This is a genomic window from Natrinema salsiterrestre (genome assembly GCF_029502005.1).
GTDB classification, from domain to species: domain Archaea; phylum Halobacteriota; class Halobacteria; order Halobacteriales; family Natrialbaceae; genus Natrinema; species Natrinema salsiterrestre.
The window spans coordinates 579300-598729 of the sequence record NZ_JAMQOT010000002.1 but is presented as its reverse complement, the minus strand read 5'-3'; the positions used below and the strand labels follow the sequence as shown (position 1 = coordinate 598729).

Annotated in this window: 21 protein-coding genes; 10 read left to right on the top strand and 11 right to left on the bottom strand. The window is 66.9% G+C overall.

Annotated elements, in window-relative coordinates; all coding sequences use genetic code 11:
- Nucleotides 1-63: 63 nt before the first annotated feature.
- From NDI89_RS08505 to NDI89_RS08490, 4 genes are all read right to left on the bottom strand, one after another.
- The gene (locus NDI89_RS08505) at nucleotides 64-849 is read right to left on the bottom strand and encodes a methyltransferase domain-containing protein (RefSeq protein ID WP_277521101.1); all 786 of its coding nucleotides are present in this window, start codon (nucleotides 847-849) and stop codon (nucleotides 64-66) included.
- Nucleotides 846-1235 carry a nascent polypeptide-associated complex protein gene (locus tag NDI89_RS08500; RefSeq protein WP_277521100.1) on the bottom strand — a complete coding sequence of 130 codons (390 nt, stop codon included), beginning with the start codon at nucleotides 1233-1235 and terminating at the stop codon, nucleotides 846-848. Before NDI89_RS08500 ends, NDI89_RS08505 begins: the two co-directional genes overlap by 4 nt.
- A 148-nt stretch (nucleotides 1236-1383) precedes the next feature.
- A complete protein-coding gene (locus NDI89_RS08495; protein ID WP_277521099.1) occupies nucleotides 1384-2229 on the bottom strand; it encodes an SDR family oxidoreductase in 846 nt (281 codons plus the stop codon).
- A gap of 125 nt (nucleotides 2230-2354) precedes the next feature.
- Nucleotides 2355-2843, bottom strand: a complete 489-nt coding sequence (locus NDI89_RS08490; protein ID WP_277521098.1) for a PUA domain-containing protein — start codon at nucleotides 2841-2843, stop codon at nucleotides 2355-2357.
- A gap of 196 nt (nucleotides 2844-3039) precedes the next feature.
- On the opposite strand from NDI89_RS08490, the gene NDI89_RS08485 reads away from it, so the two are divergent.
- Nucleotides 3040-3228: a hypothetical protein gene (locus NDI89_RS08485; protein ID WP_277521097.1), complete on the top strand. Its 189-nt coding sequence runs from the start codon at nucleotides 3040-3042 to the stop codon at nucleotides 3226-3228.
- A gap of 133 nt (nucleotides 3229-3361) precedes the next feature.
- On the opposite strand, the gene NDI89_RS08480 is transcribed toward NDI89_RS08485, so the two are convergent.
- Together NDI89_RS08480 and NDI89_RS08475 are read right to left on the bottom strand one after the other, a co-directional pair.
- Nucleotides 3362-3859 carry a LabA-like NYN domain-containing protein gene (locus NDI89_RS08480; protein WP_226005433.1) on the bottom strand — a complete coding sequence of 166 codons (498 nt, stop codon included), beginning with the start codon at nucleotides 3857-3859 and terminating at the stop codon, nucleotides 3362-3364.
- An 86-nt stretch (nucleotides 3860-3945) separates the two neighbouring features.
- Nucleotides 3946-4770 carry a M48 family metallopeptidase gene (locus NDI89_RS08475; RefSeq protein WP_277521096.1) on the bottom strand — a complete coding sequence of 275 codons (825 nt, stop codon included), beginning with the start codon at nucleotides 4768-4770 and terminating at the stop codon, nucleotides 3946-3948.
- A 355-nt stretch (nucleotides 4771-5125) separates the two neighbouring features.
- Between NDI89_RS08475 and dapA the strand changes: the two genes are divergently transcribed.
- Genes dapA through NDI89_RS08460 form a run of 3 tightly spaced genes read left to right on the top strand, consistent with a single transcriptional unit; the run spans nucleotide 5126 to nucleotide 7649 of the window.
- Complete coding sequence (dapA, locus tag NDI89_RS08470; protein WP_277521095.1) at nucleotides 5126-6052, top strand: 4-hydroxy-tetrahydrodipicolinate synthase; 927 nt, start codon at nucleotides 5126-5128, stop codon at nucleotides 6050-6052.
- The gene (dapB, locus tag NDI89_RS08465) at nucleotides 6049-6816 is read left to right on the top strand and encodes a 4-hydroxy-tetrahydrodipicolinate reductase (RefSeq protein ID WP_277521094.1); all 768 of its coding nucleotides are present in this window, start codon (nucleotides 6049-6051) and stop codon (nucleotides 6814-6816) included. The genes dapA and dapB overlap by 4 nt, the downstream gene beginning before the upstream one ends.
- Nucleotides 6813-7649, top strand: a complete 837-nt coding sequence (locus tag NDI89_RS08460) for a 2,3,4,5-tetrahydropyridine-2,6-dicarboxylate N-succinyltransferase (RefSeq protein WP_277521093.1) — start codon at nucleotides 6813-6815, stop codon at nucleotides 7647-7649. Before dapB ends, NDI89_RS08460 begins: the two co-directional genes overlap by 4 nt.
- A gap of 41 nt (nucleotides 7650-7690) precedes the next feature.
- Here NDI89_RS08460 and NDI89_RS08455 read toward each other — a convergent pair whose 3' ends face one another.
- Entirely contained in the window at nucleotides 7691-8482 is a 792-nt protein-coding gene (locus NDI89_RS08455; protein ID WP_277521092.1) for a DUF8127 domain-containing protein, read from the bottom strand.
- Nucleotides 8483-8654: 172 nt separating this feature from the next.
- Here NDI89_RS08455 and lysA point away from each other — a divergent pair, with 172 nt between their 5' ends.
- The 4 genes from lysA to NDI89_RS08435 all read left to right on the top strand — a co-directional run bounded on the left by lysA (nucleotide 8655) and on the right by NDI89_RS08435 (nucleotide 13161).
- Nucleotides 8655-9995, top strand: a complete 1341-nt coding sequence (gene lysA, locus NDI89_RS08450) for a diaminopimelate decarboxylase (protein WP_277521091.1) — start codon at nucleotides 8655-8657, stop codon at nucleotides 9993-9995.
- A gap of 4 nt (nucleotides 9996-9999) precedes the next feature.
- Nucleotides 10000-10830: a diaminopimelate epimerase gene (gene dapF, locus NDI89_RS08445; protein WP_277521090.1), complete on the top strand. Its 831-nt coding sequence runs from the start codon at nucleotides 10000-10002 to the stop codon at nucleotides 10828-10830.
- Nucleotides 10827-11996 carry a M20 family metallopeptidase gene (locus NDI89_RS08440; protein ID WP_277521089.1) on the top strand — a complete coding sequence of 390 codons (1170 nt, stop codon included), beginning with the start codon at nucleotides 10827-10829 and terminating at the stop codon, nucleotides 11994-11996. The genes dapF and NDI89_RS08440 overlap by 4 nt, the downstream gene beginning before the upstream one ends.
- 91 nt (nucleotides 11997-12087) lie before the next feature.
- On the top strand, nucleotides 12088-13161 hold the full coding sequence (locus NDI89_RS08435; protein WP_277521088.1) for a DUF7972 family membrane protein: 1074 nt from the start codon (nucleotides 12088-12090) through the stop codon (nucleotides 13159-13161).
- Between the two features lie 22 nt (nucleotides 13162-13183).
- Here the strand turns inward: NDI89_RS08435 and NDI89_RS08430 are convergent, their stop codons facing one another.
- Together NDI89_RS08430 and NDI89_RS08425 are read right to left on the bottom strand one after the other, a co-directional pair.
- On the bottom strand, nucleotides 13184-13600 hold the full coding sequence (locus NDI89_RS08430) for an EamA family transporter (RefSeq protein ID WP_277521087.1): 417 nt from the start codon (nucleotides 13598-13600) through the stop codon (nucleotides 13184-13186).
- A gap of 1 nt (nucleotide 13601) precedes the next feature.
- Complete coding sequence (locus NDI89_RS08425; protein WP_277521086.1) at nucleotides 13602-14024, bottom strand: EamA family transporter; 423 nt, start codon at nucleotides 14022-14024, stop codon at nucleotides 13602-13604.
- Between the two features lie 151 nt (nucleotides 14025-14175).
- On the opposite strand from NDI89_RS08425, the gene NDI89_RS08420 reads away from it, so the two are divergent.
- A complete protein-coding gene (locus tag NDI89_RS08420) occupies nucleotides 14176-15006 on the top strand; it encodes a DUF8173 domain-containing protein (protein ID WP_277521085.1) in 831 nt (276 codons plus the stop codon).
- Between the two features lie 59 nt (nucleotides 15007-15065).
- Here NDI89_RS08420 and NDI89_RS08415 read toward each other — a convergent pair whose 3' ends face one another.
- Nucleotides 15066-15845 carry a CPBP family intramembrane glutamic endopeptidase gene (locus NDI89_RS08415; protein WP_277521084.1) on the bottom strand — a complete coding sequence of 260 codons (780 nt, stop codon included), beginning with the start codon at nucleotides 15843-15845 and terminating at the stop codon, nucleotides 15066-15068.
- A gap of 74 nt (nucleotides 15846-15919) precedes the next feature.
- Complete coding sequence (gene purB, locus NDI89_RS08410) at nucleotides 15920-17305, bottom strand: adenylosuccinate lyase (RefSeq protein WP_277521083.1); 1386 nt, start codon at nucleotides 17303-17305, stop codon at nucleotides 15920-15922.
- A 176-nt stretch (nucleotides 17306-17481) separates the two neighbouring features.
- On the opposite strand from purB, the gene purH reads away from it, so the two are divergent.
- Nucleotides 17482-19119 (top strand): bifunctional phosphoribosylaminoimidazolecarboxamide formyltransferase/IMP cyclohydrolase, encoded by a 1638-nt coding sequence (purH, locus tag NDI89_RS08405; protein ID WP_277521082.1) that lies wholly within the window; start codon nucleotides 17482-17484, stop codon nucleotides 19117-19119.
- Nucleotides 19120-19430 lie beyond the last annotated feature (311 nt).

Sequence of the window (19430 nt, the reverse complement as noted above, 5' to 3'; positions counted from 1 at the left end):
GTCAGAACTGGCTGAAAGATCGTCTCGTTGAGCGTCGACGCGCTCGAGCGAACAGAACCCGCGCTACTCGTTGCGCGCGATGGTCAGATAGCCGGTGTGACCGACGGGAGCGGTCGACGGCCGCGACCCGCGCTCGTCGAACTGCATCTCGCGTTGGATCGTCTCTCGAGTCGTCACGTTCGAGAGGCCGACCTCGCGGGCCGTTTTGGATACCTCGCGCGTCGACTCGATGAACGGGCTGTAGACCGCCACGAACCCGCCGTCGACGAGCAGGTCCGGCGCGTGCTCGACCATCGCGGGCGCGTCGGCCGTATCGAGCGTGAGGACGTCGAACGACGACGGCTCGAGGTCGTCGATCTCCTCGAGTACGTTACCGGTTCGAACGTCGACGGAATCCGAGACGCCGCCGAGCGCCATGTTCTCGCGGGCGACGTCGGCGAAGTCGGCGTCCCGTTCGTAAGTCACGACCTCGGCACCGGCGCGACCCATCAGGGCCGCGAGGACGCCGGTTCCGGTCCCGGCGTCGAGCACGCGGTCGCCCTGGGCGATGCCGGTTTCGCCGATCACCAGCCCGATGTCGCGGGGGACCATCGGCGCACCGGTCCGCTCGAAGTGATGAAAGAGGTCCGGGCCGCGCAGTCGGCGCACCTGAAACTCGTCGCCCAGATGCGTCTCGAGCGTGTCGCCCGACTGGACGTCTTCGGGGACCTCGAGCACGCCGAGGTCGGTCCCCTGTTCGCCGCCGGGTGCGACGAGATATTCGCGGTCGCCGCGGACGAGCAAGACAGGGACGCGACCGCTCTCGCCCTCGGCCGCGTCAGCGTCGTCCGCCGTGTCGTTGCCGCTCACTCGAGGGACTCGACTGCTGCGGCGAGATCGCCGTCCGCGTCCTCGAGGGCCTCGCGGGCCTCGTCTTCGCCCACGCCGGCGCGCGTGGCGACGAGTTCGACGTCCTCGTCGGGGATCGACGAGTCCGCGTCGGTCCCGTCGTCAGCGCCACCGGCGCTGCCGCCGGCCGAGCCGGCCTCGACCTCTTCGGGCGTGCCGATGACCTGGTAGGTCTCCTGCCCGCGGGCGTCCATCTTGGTGACCTCGGCGTCGTCGAACACGAGGTCGTACTCGTCGGTCCGGATGATGACTTCTTCGGCGTCGATGTCCTCGACGTCGATGCCCATCTGTTCCATCATCTGTTCCATCTTGCGCGGGTTGAGTCCGCCGCCGCCTCCTCCAAACATACTCGGCACGTCGCCGCGGGCGACCTTTTACTTTGTCGTTCCTCGAGGAGCGACGATCCGACGTCTGCGGGATGTGTTCGGCGCTCGGGAGTCGCTGGCGGCGGCCAGCGGAGACCGGCGATCCCTCATCGGGCTCGGACGCGACCCGTCACCGCGAGTAGTCCGGATCGAAGATCTGTGCGGACATCGGCGCCGGATCTCCCTCGGTGAGGTTATACTGCGCGAAGTCCTCGACGCCGGCCTCGCGGAGGAAATCCTCGTCGTAGATGTGGTTCCCGGTGAACTCGGCCGGGTCGCGATTCAGGATTTCGAGGACGGTATCGGAGACGATCTCCGGCGTGCGCCAGTCGTCTTCGGTCCCCATCTCGAAGTAGCGGGTCGCGCGCGTATCGATGGCGGTCACCGGCCAGAAGGAGTTACAGCCGATATCGTCGTCTGCCAGCTCTTGGGCCAGCGACAGCGTGACGAACGACATCCCCATCTTCGACCAAGAGTAAGCCGCCTTCCCCGGCGCGCGGTCGATCTCGACCGGCGGCGCGTTCGTCAGGATCCAGGCGTCCTCGTCGGTCTCTCTGAGGTGATTGACGAACCCTCGGGAGACGAGGTAGGTGCCGCGCACGTTGACCTCGTTCAGGAGGTCGTACCGGTTGGCCGGAATGTCCTCGACGTTCCCCATCTGGATGGCCGAGGCGTTGTTGACGACGATGTTTATCTCGCCCATCTCGTCGATCGCCTCCTCGACGGCCGCATCGACGCTGTCCTCGTCGCGCACGTTCAACTGGATCGCGTGCGCGTCGACGCCCTTCTCGGCGCACTCCTCGGCCGTCTCGTGAATCGTTCCCTCGAGGTCCGAGTCCGAGTCGTCGACGGTCTTGCCCGTCGAGACGACGTTACAGCCCTGTTCGGCGAACGCGAGCGCGAGTTGCTTTCCGATCCCCCGTGTGGTGCCCGTTATAAATGCGGTCTGGCCGCTCAGATCCGGTTTCTGTAGCATCCGTACGTATCACTCGCGTTCGCGTCACTAATAGTCCATGTCAAACGCCCGAACACCCGATTGGCGTTTTCGACGTGCGAACCGGACGGGAGAGAAACCGAGCCTGCCGTAGCCTGGGCGACGACTCACGCGCCGTTGGACGACCCCTCGCGGACGTTCACCGCCATTCCCGTTTCGAAGTCCCGAATCGCGCCGGCGTCGAGCCGCGCCGTCCCGACCGCGAGCAACTCGCCGCGCTCGTGGACGACCAGCACTTCGTCGCCCGGCCTGATTTCGTCGCCCACCTCGAGGACGAACTTCGCGAAGACGTTCTTTTCCTCGCGAACGAACGGCTCGCTCTCGTCGTCGACGACGACGCGATAGGCGGGATGGGCGAGCGCGGTCTCGAGCCGACGGCCGCCCTCGAGTCCGAGCGTGAACCGGCCGTCGGTGCCGAAGGAGACGATTCGGCCCGCCTCGGCGTGGATCTGTTGTGGCCGTCCCGACGTCGTTCGTTTGACCGTCAGCGATTCGTCGGGCGGGAACAGCGCCGCGCCCGCTCCCGATCCGAACTGGTAGTCCGCGATGGTTCGGAGCTGTGGCAACCCCGCGCTCCCGTCTGCTGACTCGCTCATTGACCGGGATTCGATGCGACGGGTCGAAAGCCCTTCGACCTGGCTGCGCGGATCGACGCCGACAGCGCTCCGGACCGGGGGACTGCCGTCGCTCGTCCGCCGGAGCGGTAGTTCTACTTACACGACATGTGGCCGCGTATTGAGCGGAACAAGATGGTGAACGTTATAACAGTTGATTCAGTACTACCGGCATCGCATGGACGTCACGCAAATCGGTCTCGGGGTCGCCCTGCTCGTTCTCGGCACCCTGACGCTCGCCGGTCCGGCCACGCTCGTCACGGGGCCGTTCGTCTATCTCCTGACGGCCGCGATCCTGCTCGTCACGGGGTATGCACTGGTAATCGGCCTCTCGCAGCGCCGGCAGCCGAGCTACGGAAAGAACTGATTCCGTCAACGCTCGACGCACGGCTGCCGTGCGATCACGTTCGCACCGAGTCGCGGCTACTGTACCCCGACGCCGAACTGCTCCCTTCTCGAGCCCGGACTCGATCGGAGCGCACCGGATTCACGGCGAGCGCTCAGAGCAGGAACGTCTCGCCTCGATCGCCGAGATCGAGGAACGAATCGGCCGCTTCGATGAGCTCCTCGGCCGTCGAGGACTCGAAGGCCATCACTTCGACGCGCACGCCCTCGTGGCGCAGGTGCGAGCAGAGCCGCGAGAAGTCGCCGTCGCCCGTACAGAGGACGATGGTGTCGACGTGATTCGCTAACGTCACCGCGTCGAGGCTCATCCCGACGTCCCAGTCGGCCTTCTTCGTGCCGTCGGAGAACGTTTTGATGTCTTTGATCTTCGGCTCGAAGCCGATGTCGACCAGCGCATCGAAGAAGCTCTCCTCCTCGGGAGAGTCCGCGCGGATCACGTACGAGATCGCGCGCGTGAGCTGGCGGTCCTGAACGGCCTTCTCGAGCAGCGCGGAGTAGTCGATATTCCGGCTGTGCAAGCTCTGTGCGGTGTGGTACAGGTTCTGGGCGTCGACGAGGACGGCGACGCGCTGACCGGGATGAATTTCCGTCATGGGTTAGAATGGCGGGGGCCACCATAAAAAATCGCGGCGTTCGACTCGGTGGCATCACCGACCGCCGGTCAGTCGCCGGTCAGTCCTCAGTTCCGGAGCTTCTGGATGCGCTTTTCGGTCGGCGGGTGCGTCGCGAACAGCGTCTGCAGGAGCCCCTTCTCCGAGTTGAAGATACACAGCGCGCTCATGCTGTCGTCGAGCTGTGACTCCCGTCCCTGCGAGCCCTGCGAGATCTTTTCGAGGGCACGAGCGAGCGGGTCGCCGCTGCCGATGTACTGGCGGGCGTCCTCGTCGGCGACGTACTCGCGGTATCGCGAGATGGCGAGGACGAAGACCATCACGAGCATCTGTGCGATGTTCGAGATGATCATCCCGACGATGATACCGCCGATACCGCGCTCGCTGCTCATGATGTAGACCATGTACGCGACCCATCCAACCATCATCGCGACGGAACTCCCGACGACCATCGCCAGGACGTCGCGGTTCTTGATGTGGGCGAGTTCGTGGGCGATCACGCCCTCGAGTTCGTCGCGCTGGAGGAGCCGGATGAGCTCCGTCGAGACGACGACGACGCCGTTGCCCTTCCGCCCGGTGGCGAAGGCGTTGGGGACGCCCATGTCCATGACCATCAGTTTGGGTTTTTTGATGCCCATGTCCCGACACAGCGAGTCGGTCATCTGATGGATCTCCTGATACTGGCCGTCTTCGGGCATCTCCTCGGCCCGTCTGGTCGCCGACCACGTCCCGATCTTGTACTGGATGACCGGTAACACGAGCAGCCCCAGGAGGACGAGGGGCCACGCGCTGAGGCCAAACATCGCCAGGCCGAAGGCCCCGACGAGCATGTAGAACGCGAACAGGATCGATCCGACGACCGCCATTCGCACTTTCAATCCGAAATCTGTCATCGGGAGTAGTAAGTAACGACTGGGGATAAATGACGTGGAATTGTACGTCACTGGGTATCACAATTAGGGGTTCGCGTCGAGCGAAGACACAACGGATAAGTCGGTTCGGTTCCCTCTCTGGCGTATGCGCCACGTCGCTCGCTCGACCGGTGGTCCCGTCGTGAGCGGCGTCTGCCCTCGTTTTCCGAAACGCAAACGCGTGTGAGTGTGCTCGTGGCAGGCTGGCACCCCGTTTCGGGTACGATCCGACCGCACGCGGCGATTACCGCGCGGCTGACTACTGCTGGTCCACCGATCGGAACCGATACACCCTACCGATTGGGGACCGACACACGACCCAACGCATACCAAACCCATGAGTTCAGATATCGACCTTTCGGGCGTCTTTCCGGCGATGTGCACGCCCTTCGACGACGACGAACGTATCGACTTCGAAACACTGCAGGCGGACGCCCAGCGCCTCGAGGCGGCGGGCGTCGACGGGCTCGTCCCCGTCGGCTCGACCGGCGAATCGGCGACCCTGACCCACGACGAACACGTCCAAGTCGTCGAGGCGGTCATCGACGCCGTCGACGACGTCCCCGTCATCGCGGGCACCGGCTCGAACAACACGCGCGAGGCGCTCGAGCTGTCCGAACGCGCCGCCGACGCCGGTGCGGACGGCCTCCTGCTCATCTCGCCGTACTACAACAAGCCCGAGCAGCGCGGCCTGATCGAACACTACCGGACGATCGCGGACGCCGTCGATCTGCCACAGATCGTCTACAACGTGCCCTCGCGGACGGGCCGGAACATCGAGCCCGACACGGCAGTCGAACTCGCGAGCCACGAGAACATCGCGGGTTTCAAGGCTGCCAGCGGCGACCTCGGCCAGATCGGCGAGATCGCCGAGCGCACGGCGGCGGAGGAGTTCGCGGTCCTCTCGGGTGACGACGCGCTCACCCTGCCCGTCATCTCCGTCGGCGGCACCGGAACGATCAGCGTCTCGGCGAACATCGAGCCAGAACGGACCTGCGCGATGGTCGGCGCGGCGCTCGACGGCGACTACGAGCGCGCACGGGACCTCCACCACGAACTCGGCCCGCTGGTCCGCGAACTCTTCGTCGAGACCAACCCGATTCCGGTCAAGGAAGCCATGCAGATCCGCGGCTATGGCCCCGCCCGACTGCGCTCGCCGCTTTCCCGGCTGGCAGACGAGTACCGCGCCGACCTCGAGGCGGTGCTCGCCGACCTCGAGCGCGACACGACCGAACTCGCCGACGCGGCGGAGGGTGATCGATGACGACGCGGATCGGCGTCACCGGCGCTACGGGCCGGATGGGGCGGGAAGTCATCGCCGCTGCGGCGGGACGGGAGGACTGCGAGGTCGTCTTCGCGGTCAACCGGGAGCCGGGCGACGAGACGATCGCCGGCGTTGAAATCGAACCCGCGAGCGAGTTCGACTCGCTCGTCGTCGATCGCGAACCGGCCGTCGTGATCGACTTCACCGGGCCGGAGTCGGCCGCCGACTACGCGCTGGCGTGTGCCGACGCCGGCGTCGCCTTCGTCACCGGCACGACCGGGTTCGACGACGATGAGTTCGAAGCCCTCGAGGAGGCGAGCGAGGACGTCCCCGTCCTCCACGCGCCGAACTTCGCCCGCGGCGTCCAGGCGCTGGTCAACGTCGTCGGCGAGGCCGTCCAGCACCTGCCGGGCTACGACGTCGAGCTCGTCGAGACCCACCACAACGGAAAGCGCGACGCTCCGAGCGGGACGGCGAACCGCCTGCTCGAGGAGATCGAAGCGAACGGCGACTTCACCGAGCGCACGCACGGCCGCGAGGGCGAAGCGCCCCGCGAGGACGGCGAGATCGGCGTCCACGCGCTCCGGGCGGGCGACGTGACGGGCGAACACGAGATCGTCCTCGCGGGCAACCACGAGGAGGTTCGACTGACTCACCGCGCGGAGGACCGCGGCGTATTCGCCGCGGGCGCGGTCGATGCGGCGGTCTGGATCGCCGGACAGAAGGCAGGCTGGTACGAGTTTTCGGACGTGATCGCAGAATGAGCGCACTCGAGACCGAAATCGACGAGCTGTGGGACCGCAAACAAACGGGCGAGATCGACGCCGAAACCGCGGGCGAGGACGCGTACGCGACCCTCGACGCATTCCTCGACGCCCTCGAGGAGGGCGAGGTCCGCGCCGCCGAGAAACGGGGCGGCGAGTGGGAGGCCAACGAGTGGGTCAAGCAGGGAATCCTGCTCAACTTCGGCCTCCGCGAGATCGGCCAGTACGAACACGGCGGCGTCACGTACAACGACGTCCTGCCGCTCGCGGACGCGAGCGACTACGGCGCTCGCGGGAGTCGCAACACGCCCGACGGCACCGTCGTCCGTCGCGGCGCGAACATCGGCTCCGACTGCATCCTGATGAGTCCCGCGTTCGTCAACATCGGCGCTCGCGTCGGCGACGGTACGCTCGTCGACTCCTGCGATACGGTGGGCTCCTGCGCCCAGATCTGCGACAACGTCAAACTCGGCGCGAACACGCTCATCGGGGGCGTGCTCGAGCCGGTCGAGGACGCGCCGGTCATCGTCGAGGACAACGTCTCGCTGGGCGCGGGCTGTCGCGTCACCAGCGGCTTCGTCGTCGGCGAAAACAGCGTCGTCGGGGAGAACACGCTGCTGACGCCGCGCATCCCCGTCTACGACCTCGTCGAGGAGGAGGTCATCTACGGCGAACTGCCCGCCGACCGGCGCGCGTTCACCCGCTTCGTCGAGTCCTCGATCAGCGACCACGACCTCTTCGACGGCGGCGCGTACAAACCCGCCGTCGTCGCGACGGATCTGGAGACGGAGACGCTCGAGGCGACCGAGCGCGAGGACGCGCTGCGGGAGTAGCTGCTTTCGTTGCGGTCCGCTTTCCGTGTGGACTGCTGTCACTATTCCGTGTCGAACTCGGTAGCGGCGTCCGTCGCGCCCGTGTGGGTCACCTCGATGCGCTGCCAGATGTCGAGAGCTATAATGAGTCCTGCCAGTGGGGCGATATACCGCAGTACGAAATAGATACCGCTCGACACCGCCGATGAGTCGCCGTATTCGGTCAGATACACGCGGTAGTACGTCCCGTCCTCGAGTCGGATCGGCGTCTCCGGAACGTCCGCCTCGCGGTGCGCTCGAGCGTCGCCGCTCCGTGCGGCTTCGACGACGGTCGGTGACAGATCGTCCGATGTCACGCGGCGGCTCACGGACTCCAGTGCCCGATCTGGCGCAGTCCGATTCAGGGTCAGATCGACGCGATACATGCCATCTCCCCGCTGTTCCGAATCATTGGCGACGTACGTCGGTTCGTAGATGGAGCCGTCGATGCGGACGTATTGGTAACGTTCTTCGGTCGTCACCGGGAGCCGAGTCGGACCCGGATGGCTGGAGTAGACCTCCGTCGGGATGGTCTCGTTGTCGAGGACTAGTTGCTCGAGCGCACAGGGACGGACCTCTAAGGAACCTGCGGGTGCACACGCGATTTCGTCGCTGATGGGCCCGGGAAATCGGTCGGTGTCGGTTCCGTATTCGATGTCCGTTCCGTTGGGTACCACTTCGACCCGCTCGTAGTGATACGTCCGTTCCCCTACCGGCAGGTGGGCGACCCACAGGGGGGCAGTGAGGAGTCCGAGCGCAACGACGGCGAAAACGAGGTCATGGCGAAGTGATGGGAGGAGACGATCTGGTGCCATCTATTCCACATCTGCAACCCGGGGAAATAATGGTTGTTTTCTAACCTATGGGTGGTGTATTTGGGTGCAGGTGATGCACGGCGTGTTCTACAACCCATTGTAGCCGACAGCGGCAGCGAGAGTGACGACCGAAACCCAAACGTTGAATTCTCACGGCCACCTGAACACGATAATGACTGACGTGAGGGCTTCGCCGCCCGTCCGCCGCCTCGCCGACTGGGACCCGGCCGAACTCGAGTCCCTGGTCGACGACTACGGCTCGCCGCTGTACGTCCTCGACCTCGAGCGCGTCCGGGAAAACTACCGTCGACTCGAGGCCGTCTTTCCCGACGCCGATATCCTGTACGCGGTGAAGGCGAACGCGCTGGGCGACGTGCTTTCGACGCTCCGAGAGGAAGGCGCGGGCCTCGAGTGTGCCTCTGCCGGGGAAGTACAGCGCGCGCTCGAGGCGGGCGCGTCGGGGTCGGAGGTCCACTACACCGCCGTGAATCCGCCCGCGGGCGACCTCGACTGGATCGTCGACGCCTGGAACGAGCACCCGGAGCTGACGGTCACCGCGGGCTCCGAGGACACGATCGACCGCCTCGCGGATCGGGGCTACGACGGCCGGCTCTGTCTGCGGGTCAACCCCGGTATCGGTGCCGGCCACCACGAGAAGGTGCGGACCGGCGCTGCCGCGAAGTTCGGCGTTCCGGCCGAGCGCGCGGTCGACGTACTCACCGACGCCGCCGACCGCGGCTTCGACATCGTCGGGATCCACGCCCACGTCGGCTCGGGCGTCTCGAGCGACCAGCTCGACGCTCACCGGGAGTTCGTCGCGCGAATGGGTGACCTCGCCAGAGACGTCGAAGGGGCCGTCGGTGACCTCGAGCTCGTCGACGTCGGCGGCGGCTTCGGCGTCCCCTACCGCGAGGACGAGGACCCGCTGGACCTCGCGTCCGTCGCGGCCGCCACTCGAGACGCGATCGGCGAGATCGACGCGCGATTGACGATCGAGCCCGGCCGCTACTTCGTCGCCGACGCGGGGGTGCTTCTCACGGACGTGAACACCGTCAAGGACGCCCGAGACACGACCGTCGTCGGCGTCGACGCGGGAATGACGACGTTGATCCGGCCCGCGATGTACGGCGCGTACCACCCGATCCGGAATTTGACGGCGGAGTCGGACGGCGGTTCCCCAGAGCGCGAGATCGTCCCACAGACCGTCGCCGGACCGATCTGCGAGAGCGGCGACGTTTTCTGTACCGAGCGCGAACTACCAGTTAGCAAACGTGAGGATGTCCTCGGGATCGGCAACGCGGGGGCCTACGGCTACGAGATGGCGAACCAGTACAACTCCCGCCCGCGACCCGCATCCGTCGTCCTCGAAGACGGCGACGTTCGACTCTCGCGGCGTCGAGAGACCGTCGACGACGTGACGCGGCCGGAGCGCGGAGCCCGGAGCGGCTCGCGCGGCAACCGAAAGAACGACCATCCCCGAGCGACCGACACGGACAACGACCCAGTACGATAGCACGATGACTGTTCCATTCCAGAAGTACCACGGCACCGGCAACGACTTTCTAATTATCCACGCGGACGAATCCGTTCCCGATCGGAGTATGCTCGCGGAACGCGAGTGCGACCGCGACTCCGGCGTCGGTGCCGACGGGATCCTCTTTCTCGCCCTCGAGGAGAAGTTCAACCCGCCCCGCGTCGTGATGACGCTGGTCCAGCCCGACGGCTCGACCGCACCGATGTGCGGCAACGGCGCTCGCTGTGCCGCAGAGTGGGCCATGGAGCGGACGGGCACCGACAGCGTGATGATCGACACGCAGGCGGGGACCCTGCGCGCCGACCGCGACGGCGAGGACGTCGTCATCGAAATGACCGGCCTCACCTTCGACCCCGAGGAGGTTCCGGTCCTGGCCGACGAGCCGGTCCTCCGGGAGGAGATCGAGGGGCTCGAGGTCTCGGTCGTCAACACTGGCGTGCCCCACGCCGTGAGTTTCGTCGACGACGTCGACGACGTCGACCTCGAGGAGGTCGCGCCGCCGGTTCGCTACGCGGACGCCTTCCCGAGGGGAACGAACGTCTGCGTGGCGAGCCCCGACGGGTCGGGCGGCTTCCGTCAGCGCACCTACGAGCGCGGCGTCGAGGGCGAAACCGACTCCTGTGGCACCGGTGCGGTCGCCATCGCAGTCACAGCGCGCCGCCTCGGCCTCACCGACGCGGATCCGGTCGACGTCAGCCCGCCGGGCGGCGACCTGCGCGTGAGTTTCAACGACCGCGGGCGGCCGACGCTCGCCGGCCCCGTCGAACACGAGTTCGACGGCGAGGTAGCCGTCGAGTCGCCGGTCGAACCGTGACTGGCACCGACTCTGCGGACGAGACCGACGGTGACGACGGCGCGTTCGATCCGATCACTTTCCTCGAGACGGCCGTCCAGCACCCCTCCCACGAGGACGTGGGATCGATGCGCGAGCACCTCTGCGAGACGCTCGAGACCCGCGGAATCGACCCCCGCGTCGACGACGCCGGGAACGTGCTCGCGAGCCGCGGCGTCCCGCAACGCGAGGCGGAGACGCACGTCGTCTTGAACACCCACATCGACACGGTCTCGCCGCACGTCCCCTACGAGCGCGACGAGGACGCCGCCGAAGCCGACGGGGGACCCGTCGTCCGCGGTCGCGGCTCCTGCGACGCGAAGGGACCGCTCGCGGCCCTGCTCTCCGCGTTCTTCGCGGTCGAACCGACCGACGGCCGCGTCACGCTCGCGATCACGCCCGACGAGGAGGTGCTCTCGACGGGAGCGTACGCGCTCGTCTCGAGCGACGAGTCGCCCACGCGAGACGCGGACGCGGTGATCGTCGGCGAACCGACCGATCTCGACGTCTGTACGGCCGCCAAGGGACGGTTTCAGGGGACGATCCACCTGACCGGGACGAACGCCCACGCGGCCGAACCCGAGACCGGAACGAACGCCGTCGCCGCCCTCGAGGGCGTTCTCGAGGCGATCAGGACCTTCGGGGACCGCGCGGACGCGCCGCCGATTCATCCCCAACTCGGCGCGGCGACGCTGACCCCGACCGTCGTCGAGGGCGGCGACGCGACCAATCAGGTGCCGGCCGACTGCGCGCTGACGGTCGACCGGCGGAGCGTGCCGCCGGAGACGGCCGCGGAGTTCCGCGACTCCCTGACGGCCCGCCTCCGGGCCGCCGTTCCCGACGACGTCGGGCTCGAGTTCCGGTTTACCGACCGGCCGACGCCGTTCCTCGAGGCCTGGGAGACCGACCCCGACGCGGCGGTCGTCGACGTCCTCGCGGACGCGGCCGGCGGCGACGTACGACCGTTTACTGCGGCGACGGAGGCCTCTTATTTCGCGGCGGACGCCCCCACAGTCGTCTTCGGACCCGGCGTTTTGGCGGACGACGAGGGTGCCGTCGCGCACGCGCCGCGGGAGTACGTCCGCGTCGACGCCGTTCGGGAAGCGGCGCGGGCGCTCGAGGCGACGGTGGCCGACCTGCTCGAGTGACGACGGGGTATCGCCGAACCAACGTGTCGGTCGACGCTCCGAACTGTCGGTAGCAGACGATTTAACCCGCGCGTCGGTGTACGACGGGGCCATGGGTGGCGACACGGACGCCGTTCCGCGGCCGGCCGACACGATGCGCGAGCGCGTCGGCGAAACGCGCGTCAAGATCTGGTTCCTGATCAGTGCGAACCGGTGGCTCGTCACTGCCGTCTTTCTCGCGAGCACGTACGTCTTCCTCCTCGTGTTGCACGTTTTCGGGCCGAGCGCACCGGGAAAGCTGGTATCGACCGGCGGAATCGCGTCGCTGTTCGGCTCGATGGTCATCGCCGTCGTGACGAGCGTGACTCTCGTCCTGTCGATCTCGCAGTTCGTCCTCGCCGAAGAGATCGGCCCGCTCGGCGAACAGCGCAAACGGATGTCGAACGAGACCGAGTTCCGCGAAGAGGTGGAGGACGCCGCGGCGATCGGTGTGAGTCCGGTCGAACCGTCTCGCTTTCTCCAGACGCTCATCGAAACGGCCGAGACGCGAGCGCGGAGCCTCGACGACATGGTCACCGGTGGCACCGAGTCGGAGCAGTTCGACGAAATCGCCGCGTTCACCGAGGGGCTCATCGAACACAGCCGGATCGTCAGCGACGAACTGGCGGGTGCCGACTTCGGTTCGTTCGAGACGCTGCTTCCGATCCTGAATTACAACTACTCGTGGAAGATCTTCACCGCCCGAACGCTCCGGGAAAAGTACGCCGAGTCGCTTTCGGCAGACGCCACGGCGGCGTTCGACGACCTGATCGAAGCGCTGCAGTTCTTCGGCCCGGCGCGCGAACACTTCAAGACGCTCTACGTCCAGTGGGAGATCATCAACATCTCGCGCGGCGTCCTCTACGGCGCGATGCCGGCGCTGGCGATCGCGGCCTACATGATGCTCGAGTTCGACGCCGCGATGGTCACGGGAACGATGTTCGGCATCAGCACGGCCTACCTCGTCGTCAGTGCGCTCTACGTGCTCACGCTCTCCCCGTTCGCCGTGTTGCTCGCCTACCTCCTCCGCGTCCTCACGGTGATGAAGCGGACGCTCGCCATCGGGCCGTTCATTCTCCGGGAAACGGAGCAACTGGAGTCAGTTCGGTACGAGGACTCGAGCGAGGTCGAGTCGAAAGAGCGGTGACGGCTCGCCGGCGACGGGGCCGTTACACCGACATCAGGGCGATCGCCAGCACGCTCAAACCGATGGCGGCTACTTTGCGGGCGGTGACGGTCTCCTCGAAGGCGACGATGCCGACAAGCGAACTGACGACGATGAAGAGCCCGTAGATCGGGACGACGACGCTCACGGGGCCGAGCGCGAGCGCCCGGTAGTAGGTCAACAGGCCGATCGTCAGTAGCACGCCCATCGCGACGATGTACGGGGTGCGGGGGTGGCGGAGATATGGTCGCACCGACAGGCCGCGATAGCGGAGTACCAGACCGACGGTCACGAACATGACCGAGTTCGACAGGAAGACGGCCAGCGTGCTGGGTAACTCCGTCATCGCGATCGAGAGCAGCGGTGCGACGAGACTGTACGCCAGACAGGCGACCAGTGACAAGCCGAGGTAGCGCCGCATCTCACTCCTCACCCCCTGCGGCGAGATAGATCGCGAGCGCCGCGACGAGGATCCCGGCGGCGCGGGTGGCGGTCAGCTCCTCGCCGAGGAACGCGATTCCGATGACCGAACTCCCGACGATGAACAGGCCGTAGATCGGGACGACGACGCTCACCGGGCCGCGCTCGAGCGCCTGATAGTAGGCGAGGATGCCCGAGGAGAGGAACAGGCCGGCGACGTAGACGATTCCCGCTGCGGGGGTCACCGCGTCGGCGGGACGGCCGGTCCCCGTCGCGGCGAGGACGACGGCCGTCAGGCAGAGGAAGATCGTCGTCGACAGGAAGAGCGCGACCGCGGGCGGGACGTCCGCCGTCACGGCGCTCGTCAGCGGTGCCATCAGTCCGTAGGCCACGAGCGCGACGAGCACCCAGAGGAGGTACTCCATACGCGTTCGTCGCAGTACCGACGACTTTTATTGCTCGGATTCGCGCCGTTCGCGCCGGTGACGAGATCGAGCAACGGGGTCGACGAGGCTCGGATTCCGGCGGCGTAACCGCACTTTTTTATCAGTCTGCTGTCTGTCTCGGGACGAAACCGTGGTCGTCGTCGAATATATCCTCGCTCCGTCGTCGCTTCCGCCCACCGGTATCCCAGCGATCGCTTTCGGTCCGCTCGCTGACTCTCCCCTCTCGCAGGCTGCGGGCGTCGCGCTCTCCTGGATGGTCGTCACCGCAACCATCGCCGCCGTTCTCGTCGTCGCCGTCCCGCAGTCCGTACGGGGACTTCGGAACGACGCCGTCACCGGACCGGATACGAGCTTCGCCGTCGGATTCGTCGCCGTCTTCGGCGTGCTCGTCTGCTCCGCGCTGCCGCTGTACGTCGGGACGTCGCTCGAGCACCCGACGCTGATCACGGCCGGACTGATCGCGGCCACGCCGGGACTGATCGCGTGTGCCGCGTTGCTGCTGGTCGGCGGCTGTGTCGGGACTCTCGTCGCCGGCGATCGGGTCGCCGGCCGGCTCGGCCCGGAATCGCCGTCGCTGTGGCGGTCGCTGGCGGTCGGGACGCTGGTCGTCGGCGGGAGTCAACTGGTGCCGATCCTCGGAACTATCGTGACGATCGTGGTCGGGGTCGTCGGCAGCGGCGCGATCGTCAACCGCGGGTACGAACGGTGGCGCGGGGAGCCGTTGTTGGCCTCGTCGAGCGCTCGCACCGCCGCTCGACCGATCGAGACTCCACCACGGACCCGCGCGGGGCGAATCGAATCCAGCGCCGGTCCGTCGGAGCGATCGGTCGAGCCCGATTCCGAGAGCGAGCGAGTACCGGCCCCGTCCGGCCGCGGAGAGACACCGGACGACTGCGGCGACGGCGGCCGAAGCGACGCACGCGGAACGCGAGGAGTCGATACCGCTCGAGACGAGCGGTGATAGGAGTTCCGCGAGCGGCCGCCGTTCGGGAGCCACGCGCCGATGACCCCGGCCGACGGTCAGGCGTACGTCAGGTAGTTGGTGAGATAGACGGTCGCGTTGAAGCAGCCGTGGATCAGCGCGGGGACGACGAGAGTGCCGCTGAGTTCGTAGAGCGTGCCGAAATACAGCCCCAGCGTCGTCACCGTGCCGAGACTCACGATCACGGCACTCGGTTCGGTGCCCGCGTACACGGGCAGGTGGATCGCGCCGAAGACGAGGCCGGTGAGTCCGACCGCGACGACCGTCGGAAACGTCTCTTTGAGCCGCGACTGGAGGACGCCCCTGAACAGGAGCTCCTCGCCGGGACCGGTCAACAGCAGCGCGAGCGGAATCCCCAGGAGCAACAGGGCGGGATACTCCCGACCCGCCTCGATCCCGGAGTGTGTCGTCCCCTCGCTCCCCCCGAGCGGTTCGATCAGGTCGACGATTTGCTGGTAGCCGACGAGAACGACGAACGCCCCGACGAGTCCGAGGAAGATCCAGGCGAGGTCCCACCAGTTCGGCCGCCGAATCCGGAGGAAATCGACGGCGAACGCCCGATCGAAGCCGTTCCGGCGAATGATCAGGTAGGAGAGCGCCGTCCCGCCGGCACCGACGACGTTGAACGCCACCGAGAGCCCGATCTCGTCGACGGTTTCCGTGCTGTACCCCAGGACGGAGAGGTGACCGACCGCCCCCGTTCCCGCGGCCATCCCGCTGAAGTAGCCCAGAAGCCCGATCGCGAGGCAGAGCCCGACCGCTCGGCCACCGCGTTTGAGTCGCGCTCCAACCCGGCTGCTCCGTCGTCTCGAGGACACGAACTCACGTTGTCGCGAGGGACAAAAATAGGTACTGACACGTCGGGGTCGCCGTCGATCGCCGCGGCCGTCGCCTACTCGAGGTCGTCGACCAGCTCGCTCGCGACGCCGGTGTAGCCCGTCGGCGTCAGCGCGTGCAGTTCCTCGCGGACGTCCTCGTCGACGTCGAGGTCGTCGAACATCTCGCGGAAGTCCGCGAGCGTGACGTCTTTCCCGCGGGTCACGGCCTTGACGCGCTCGTAGGCGTCGGCCTGTCCCTCGCGCCGGAGGATGGTCTGGACCGCCTCCCCGATGATCTCGGGGGTGTCCTCGAGGTCATCGCGCATGACCCGTTCGTTGGGGACGACCTTCGAGAGGCCCGACGCGGTCTTGCCGTAGGCGAGCAGGCAGTGGGCGAACGCGCCGCCGATGTTGCGCTTGACGGTCGAGTCCGAGAGGTCCCGCTGGAGCCGGGAGGTGGTGACGTAGTCGGCGAGGAAGGTGAGATCCGAATTCGCCTTCGAGAGGTTGCCCTCGCTGTTCTCGAAGTCGATCGGGTTGACCTTGTGGGGCATCGTCGACGAGCCGGTTTCGCCCTCGACGGCCTCCTGGCCCAGATAGCGATCGGAGACGTAGAGCCACATGTCGAGGTCCAGGTCGAGCAGGACGGTGTTCGCCCCGCGGAACGCATCGAACAGCGCCGCGAGGTCGTCACAGGGGTTGACCTGCGTCGTCAGCGGTTCGAACTCGAGACCCAGCCCCGTGACGAAGTCCCGTGCGAACGCCTGCCAGTCGACGTCGGGGTAGGCGGCGACGTGGGCCGCGTAGGTTCCCGACGCGCCGCCGAGCTTGCCGCTGAGATCGTCCGTCGCCTGCCGGATGCGGCCGGTCGCTCTGCCGAGCCGCGCGGCGTAGACGGCCATCTCCTTGCCGAAGGTCGTCGGCGTGGCGGGCTGGCCGTGCGTGCGGGCCAGCATCGGGAGGTTGCGGTAGTCCCGGGCCATCCCGGCGAGCGTCTCCCGCACGTCGTACAGCGTCGGCAGGAGCACCTCGTCGACCGCATCCCGGACGAGCAGCCGGTGGGCGAGGTTGTTCACGTCCTCGCTGGTCAGGCCGAAGTGGATCCAGGCGGAGGCGTCGCTGTCGCCGGGCAGCCGGTGCCGGACGAAGTACTCGACGGCCTTCACGTCGTGGTTCGTCGCCTCGAACTCCTCGTAGCCCTCCGTCTCGAGCGTCTTGATCAGGCGGGCGTCCTCCTCGGCGAAATTGGTGTAGAGCCCGCGAAGGTGTTCGCGCTCCTCGAGGGAGAGCTCGAGGGGCGTCGCCTCGAGCTCGGCCAGCGCGATGAGGTACTCGACTTCGACGCGAACGCGGGCGCGCATGAGCGCGGCCTCGCTCGCGTACGGCGACAGCGGTGCCGTCCGGCCGTCGTACCGGCCGTCCAGCGGCGAGACGGCGTACAGGGCGTCGGTCTCTGTCATACCGAGCGTTGGTCGAGCGTGTCGCAAAAGCGTGTCGAAACCCGCGGCGTCCGATGCCACGAGCGTGCATACCTCGCAGAAACAGCTCTCGAATACCGCCTGATTGATACACGGACGTGGATACATCGCCCGTCGAGACCGCAACCACTTTGCCGTTCGCGGGCGGGCGTACGACCATGACGCGAATCGCCGGGATGGCCGGCAACCGAGGGCGCAACCTGTTGAACATCGCCGACCGAGAGCCGGGCGGAGCCGAGTTCGGCGTGATCCTCGCGACCGACGCTGACGCGCCGGTGCTCGAGGCCGCGGCCGAGCGCGGGATTCCCACGGAAGTCGTCCCGCTCGCGGACGAGCTGAGCCGCCGCGAGCACGAGGAACGGGTGCTCGAGGCCCTCTCGGACTACGAGTTCGATCTCGTCTGTCTGGACGGCTACATGCGGATCCTCTCGGACACCTTCCTCGAGGAGGCGCCGACGACGCTGAACGTCCACCCCGCGCTACTGCCGTCGTTCCCCGGGATGGACGCCTGGGGCGACGCGCTCGAGGCCGGCGTCTCGGTGACGGGCTGTACGGTCCACGTCGTCACGGACGCGACGGACGAGAACGGCGAGGTCGTCGAGAGCGAGGTCGACGCCGGGCCGATCGTCACGCAGGAGCCGATCCCGGTCTACGAGGGCGACGACGAGGAGACTCTCAAGGAGCGAGTCCTCTACGAGTGCGAGTTCCGCGCCTATCCGCGCGCGGTAAAGTGGTTCGCGGAGGGTGCGATGGACGTGGATCTCGAGTCGGGCGACGTCACCGTCGACGCCGACGTGGCGACCGCCGAGGGGGACGACCACGACGGCTTGCCGGCGCGACGGCTGGTCTCCGACGACCGCGCAGATACGCTGCGCTACGGGGAGAATCCCCATCAGGACGCCGCGGTCTACACCGACTACACCTGTGACGAGGCCAGCGTCGTCCACGCCGACCAGTTGAACGAGGGCGCGAAGGCGCTGTCGTACAACAACTACAACGACGCCGACGGCGCGCTCAACCTGATCAAGGAGTTCGACGAGCCCGCGGCGGCGGTCATCAAACACACCAACCCCGCGGGCTGTGCGACCGCCGATTCGCTGTCCGAGGCCTACGAGAAGGCCCTCTCGACGGACCCGATGAGCGCATTCGGCGGCATCGTCGCCCTCAATCGCGAGTGCGACGCCGCGACCGCCGAGGGGATCATCGACTCGTTCAAGGAAGTCGTCGTCGCGCCCGGCTACACCGACGACGCGCTCGAGGTCCTCTTCGAGAAGGACAACCTGCGCGTGCTGGACGTGGGCGAGCTGGGAGAACAGACGGAACGGTTCACCGAGAAGCCGCTCGTCGGCGGCCGACTGGTGCAGGAGCGCGACCTCCAGTCGATCTCGGTCGACGACCTCGAGGTCGTCACCGAGCGCGAGCCGACCGACGAGGAACTCGAGACGATGGTCTTCGCGTGGCAGACGCTCAAACACGTCAAGTCCAACGGGATTCTCTTCGCGGACGGCACCGAGACAGTCGGTATCGGGATGGGGCAGGTTTCCCGCGTGGATGCAGTCCGCCTCGCAGCGATGAAGGCCGACGAGCACGCCGAGGGGAAGGGCTCGCAGGGTGCCGTGATGGCGTCGGACGCGTTCTTCCCGTTCCCGGACGGCATCGAGGAGGCCGCCGAGGCCGGCATCGAGGCGGTCATCCAGCCCGGCGGCTCGGTCAACGACGAGGACGTGATCGAGGCCGCGGACGAACACGGGATGGCGATGGCGTTTACGGGACAGCGGTCGTTCAAGCACGACTGAACTCGAGGGCGAGAGTGGAACGGCCGTGAGCGAACGGAGTGAGCGAGCGGTTTTTTGGTCGAGATTTTTCGAGGAGGGTGAGTGAGCGGAGCGAGCGAACCCGACGAGAAAAAGGTCGATGCCGCGATGGCGTTTACGGGACAGCGGTCGTTCAAGCACGACTGAACTCGAGGGCGAGAGTGGAACGGCCGTGAGCGAACGGAGTGAGCGAGCGGTTTTTTGGTCGAGATTTTTCGAGGAGGGCGAGCGAGCGGAGCGAGCGAACCCGACGAGAAAAAGGTCGATGCCGCGATGGCGTTTACGGGACAGCG

Bases quoted from the DNA above. Each gene is read 5' to 3' on its own strand.
- NDI89_RS08500 (WP_277521100.1), bottom strand. From the start codon at position 1,235: ATGTTTGGAGGAGGCGGCGGCGGACTCAACCCGCGCAAGATGGAACAG.
- NDI89_RS08495 (WP_277521099.1), bottom strand. From the start codon at position 2,229: ATGCTACAGAAACCGGATCTGAGCGGCCAGACCGCATTTATAACGGGC.
- NDI89_RS08490 (WP_277521098.1), bottom strand. From the start codon at position 2,843: ATGAGCGAGTCAGCAGACGGGAGCGCGGGGTTGCCACAGCTCCGAACC.
- NDI89_RS08485 (WP_277521097.1), top strand. From the start codon at position 3,040: ATGGACGTCACGCAAATCGGTCTCGGGGTCGCCCTGCTCGTTCTCGGC.
- NDI89_RS08480 (WP_226005433.1), bottom strand. From the start codon at position 3,859: ATGACGGAAATTCATCCCGGTCAGCGCGTCGCCGTCCTCGTCGACGCC.
- NDI89_RS08475 (WP_277521096.1), bottom strand. From the start codon at position 4,770: ATGACAGATTTCGGATTGAAAGTGCGAATGGCGGTCGTCGGATCGATC.
- dapA (WP_277521095.1), top strand. From the start codon at position 5,126: ATGAGTTCAGATATCGACCTTTCGGGCGTCTTTCCGGCGATGTGCACG.
- dapB (WP_277521094.1), top strand. From the start codon at position 6,049: ATGACGACGCGGATCGGCGTCACCGGCGCTACGGGCCGGATGGGGCGG.
- NDI89_RS08460 (WP_277521093.1), top strand. From the start codon at position 6,813: ATGAGCGCACTCGAGACCGAAATCGACGAGCTGTGGGACCGCAAACAA.
- NDI89_RS08455 (WP_277521092.1), bottom strand. From the start codon at position 8,482: ATGGCACCAGATCGTCTCCTCCCATCACTTCGCCATGACCTCGTTTTC.
- lysA (WP_277521091.1), top strand. From the start codon at position 8,655: ATGACTGACGTGAGGGCTTCGCCGCCCGTCCGCCGCCTCGCCGACTGG.
- dapF (WP_277521090.1), top strand. From the start codon at position 10,000: ATGACTGTTCCATTCCAGAAGTACCACGGCACCGGCAACGACTTTCTA.
- NDI89_RS08435 (WP_277521088.1), top strand. From the start codon at position 12,088: ATGGGTGGCGACACGGACGCCGTTCCGCGGCCGGCCGACACGATGCGC.
- NDI89_RS08430 (WP_277521087.1), bottom strand. From the start codon at position 13,600: ATGCGGCGCTACCTCGGCTTGTCACTGGTCGCCTGTCTGGCGTACAGT.
- NDI89_RS08425 (WP_277521086.1), bottom strand. From the start codon at position 14,024: ATGGAGTACCTCCTCTGGGTGCTCGTCGCGCTCGTGGCCTACGGACTG.
- purB (WP_277521083.1), bottom strand. From the start codon at position 17,305: ATGACAGAGACCGACGCCCTGTACGCCGTCTCGCCGCTGGACGGCCGG.
- purH (WP_277521082.1), top strand. From the start codon at position 17,482: ATGACGCGAATCGCCGGGATGGCCGGCAACCGAGGGCGCAACCTGTTG.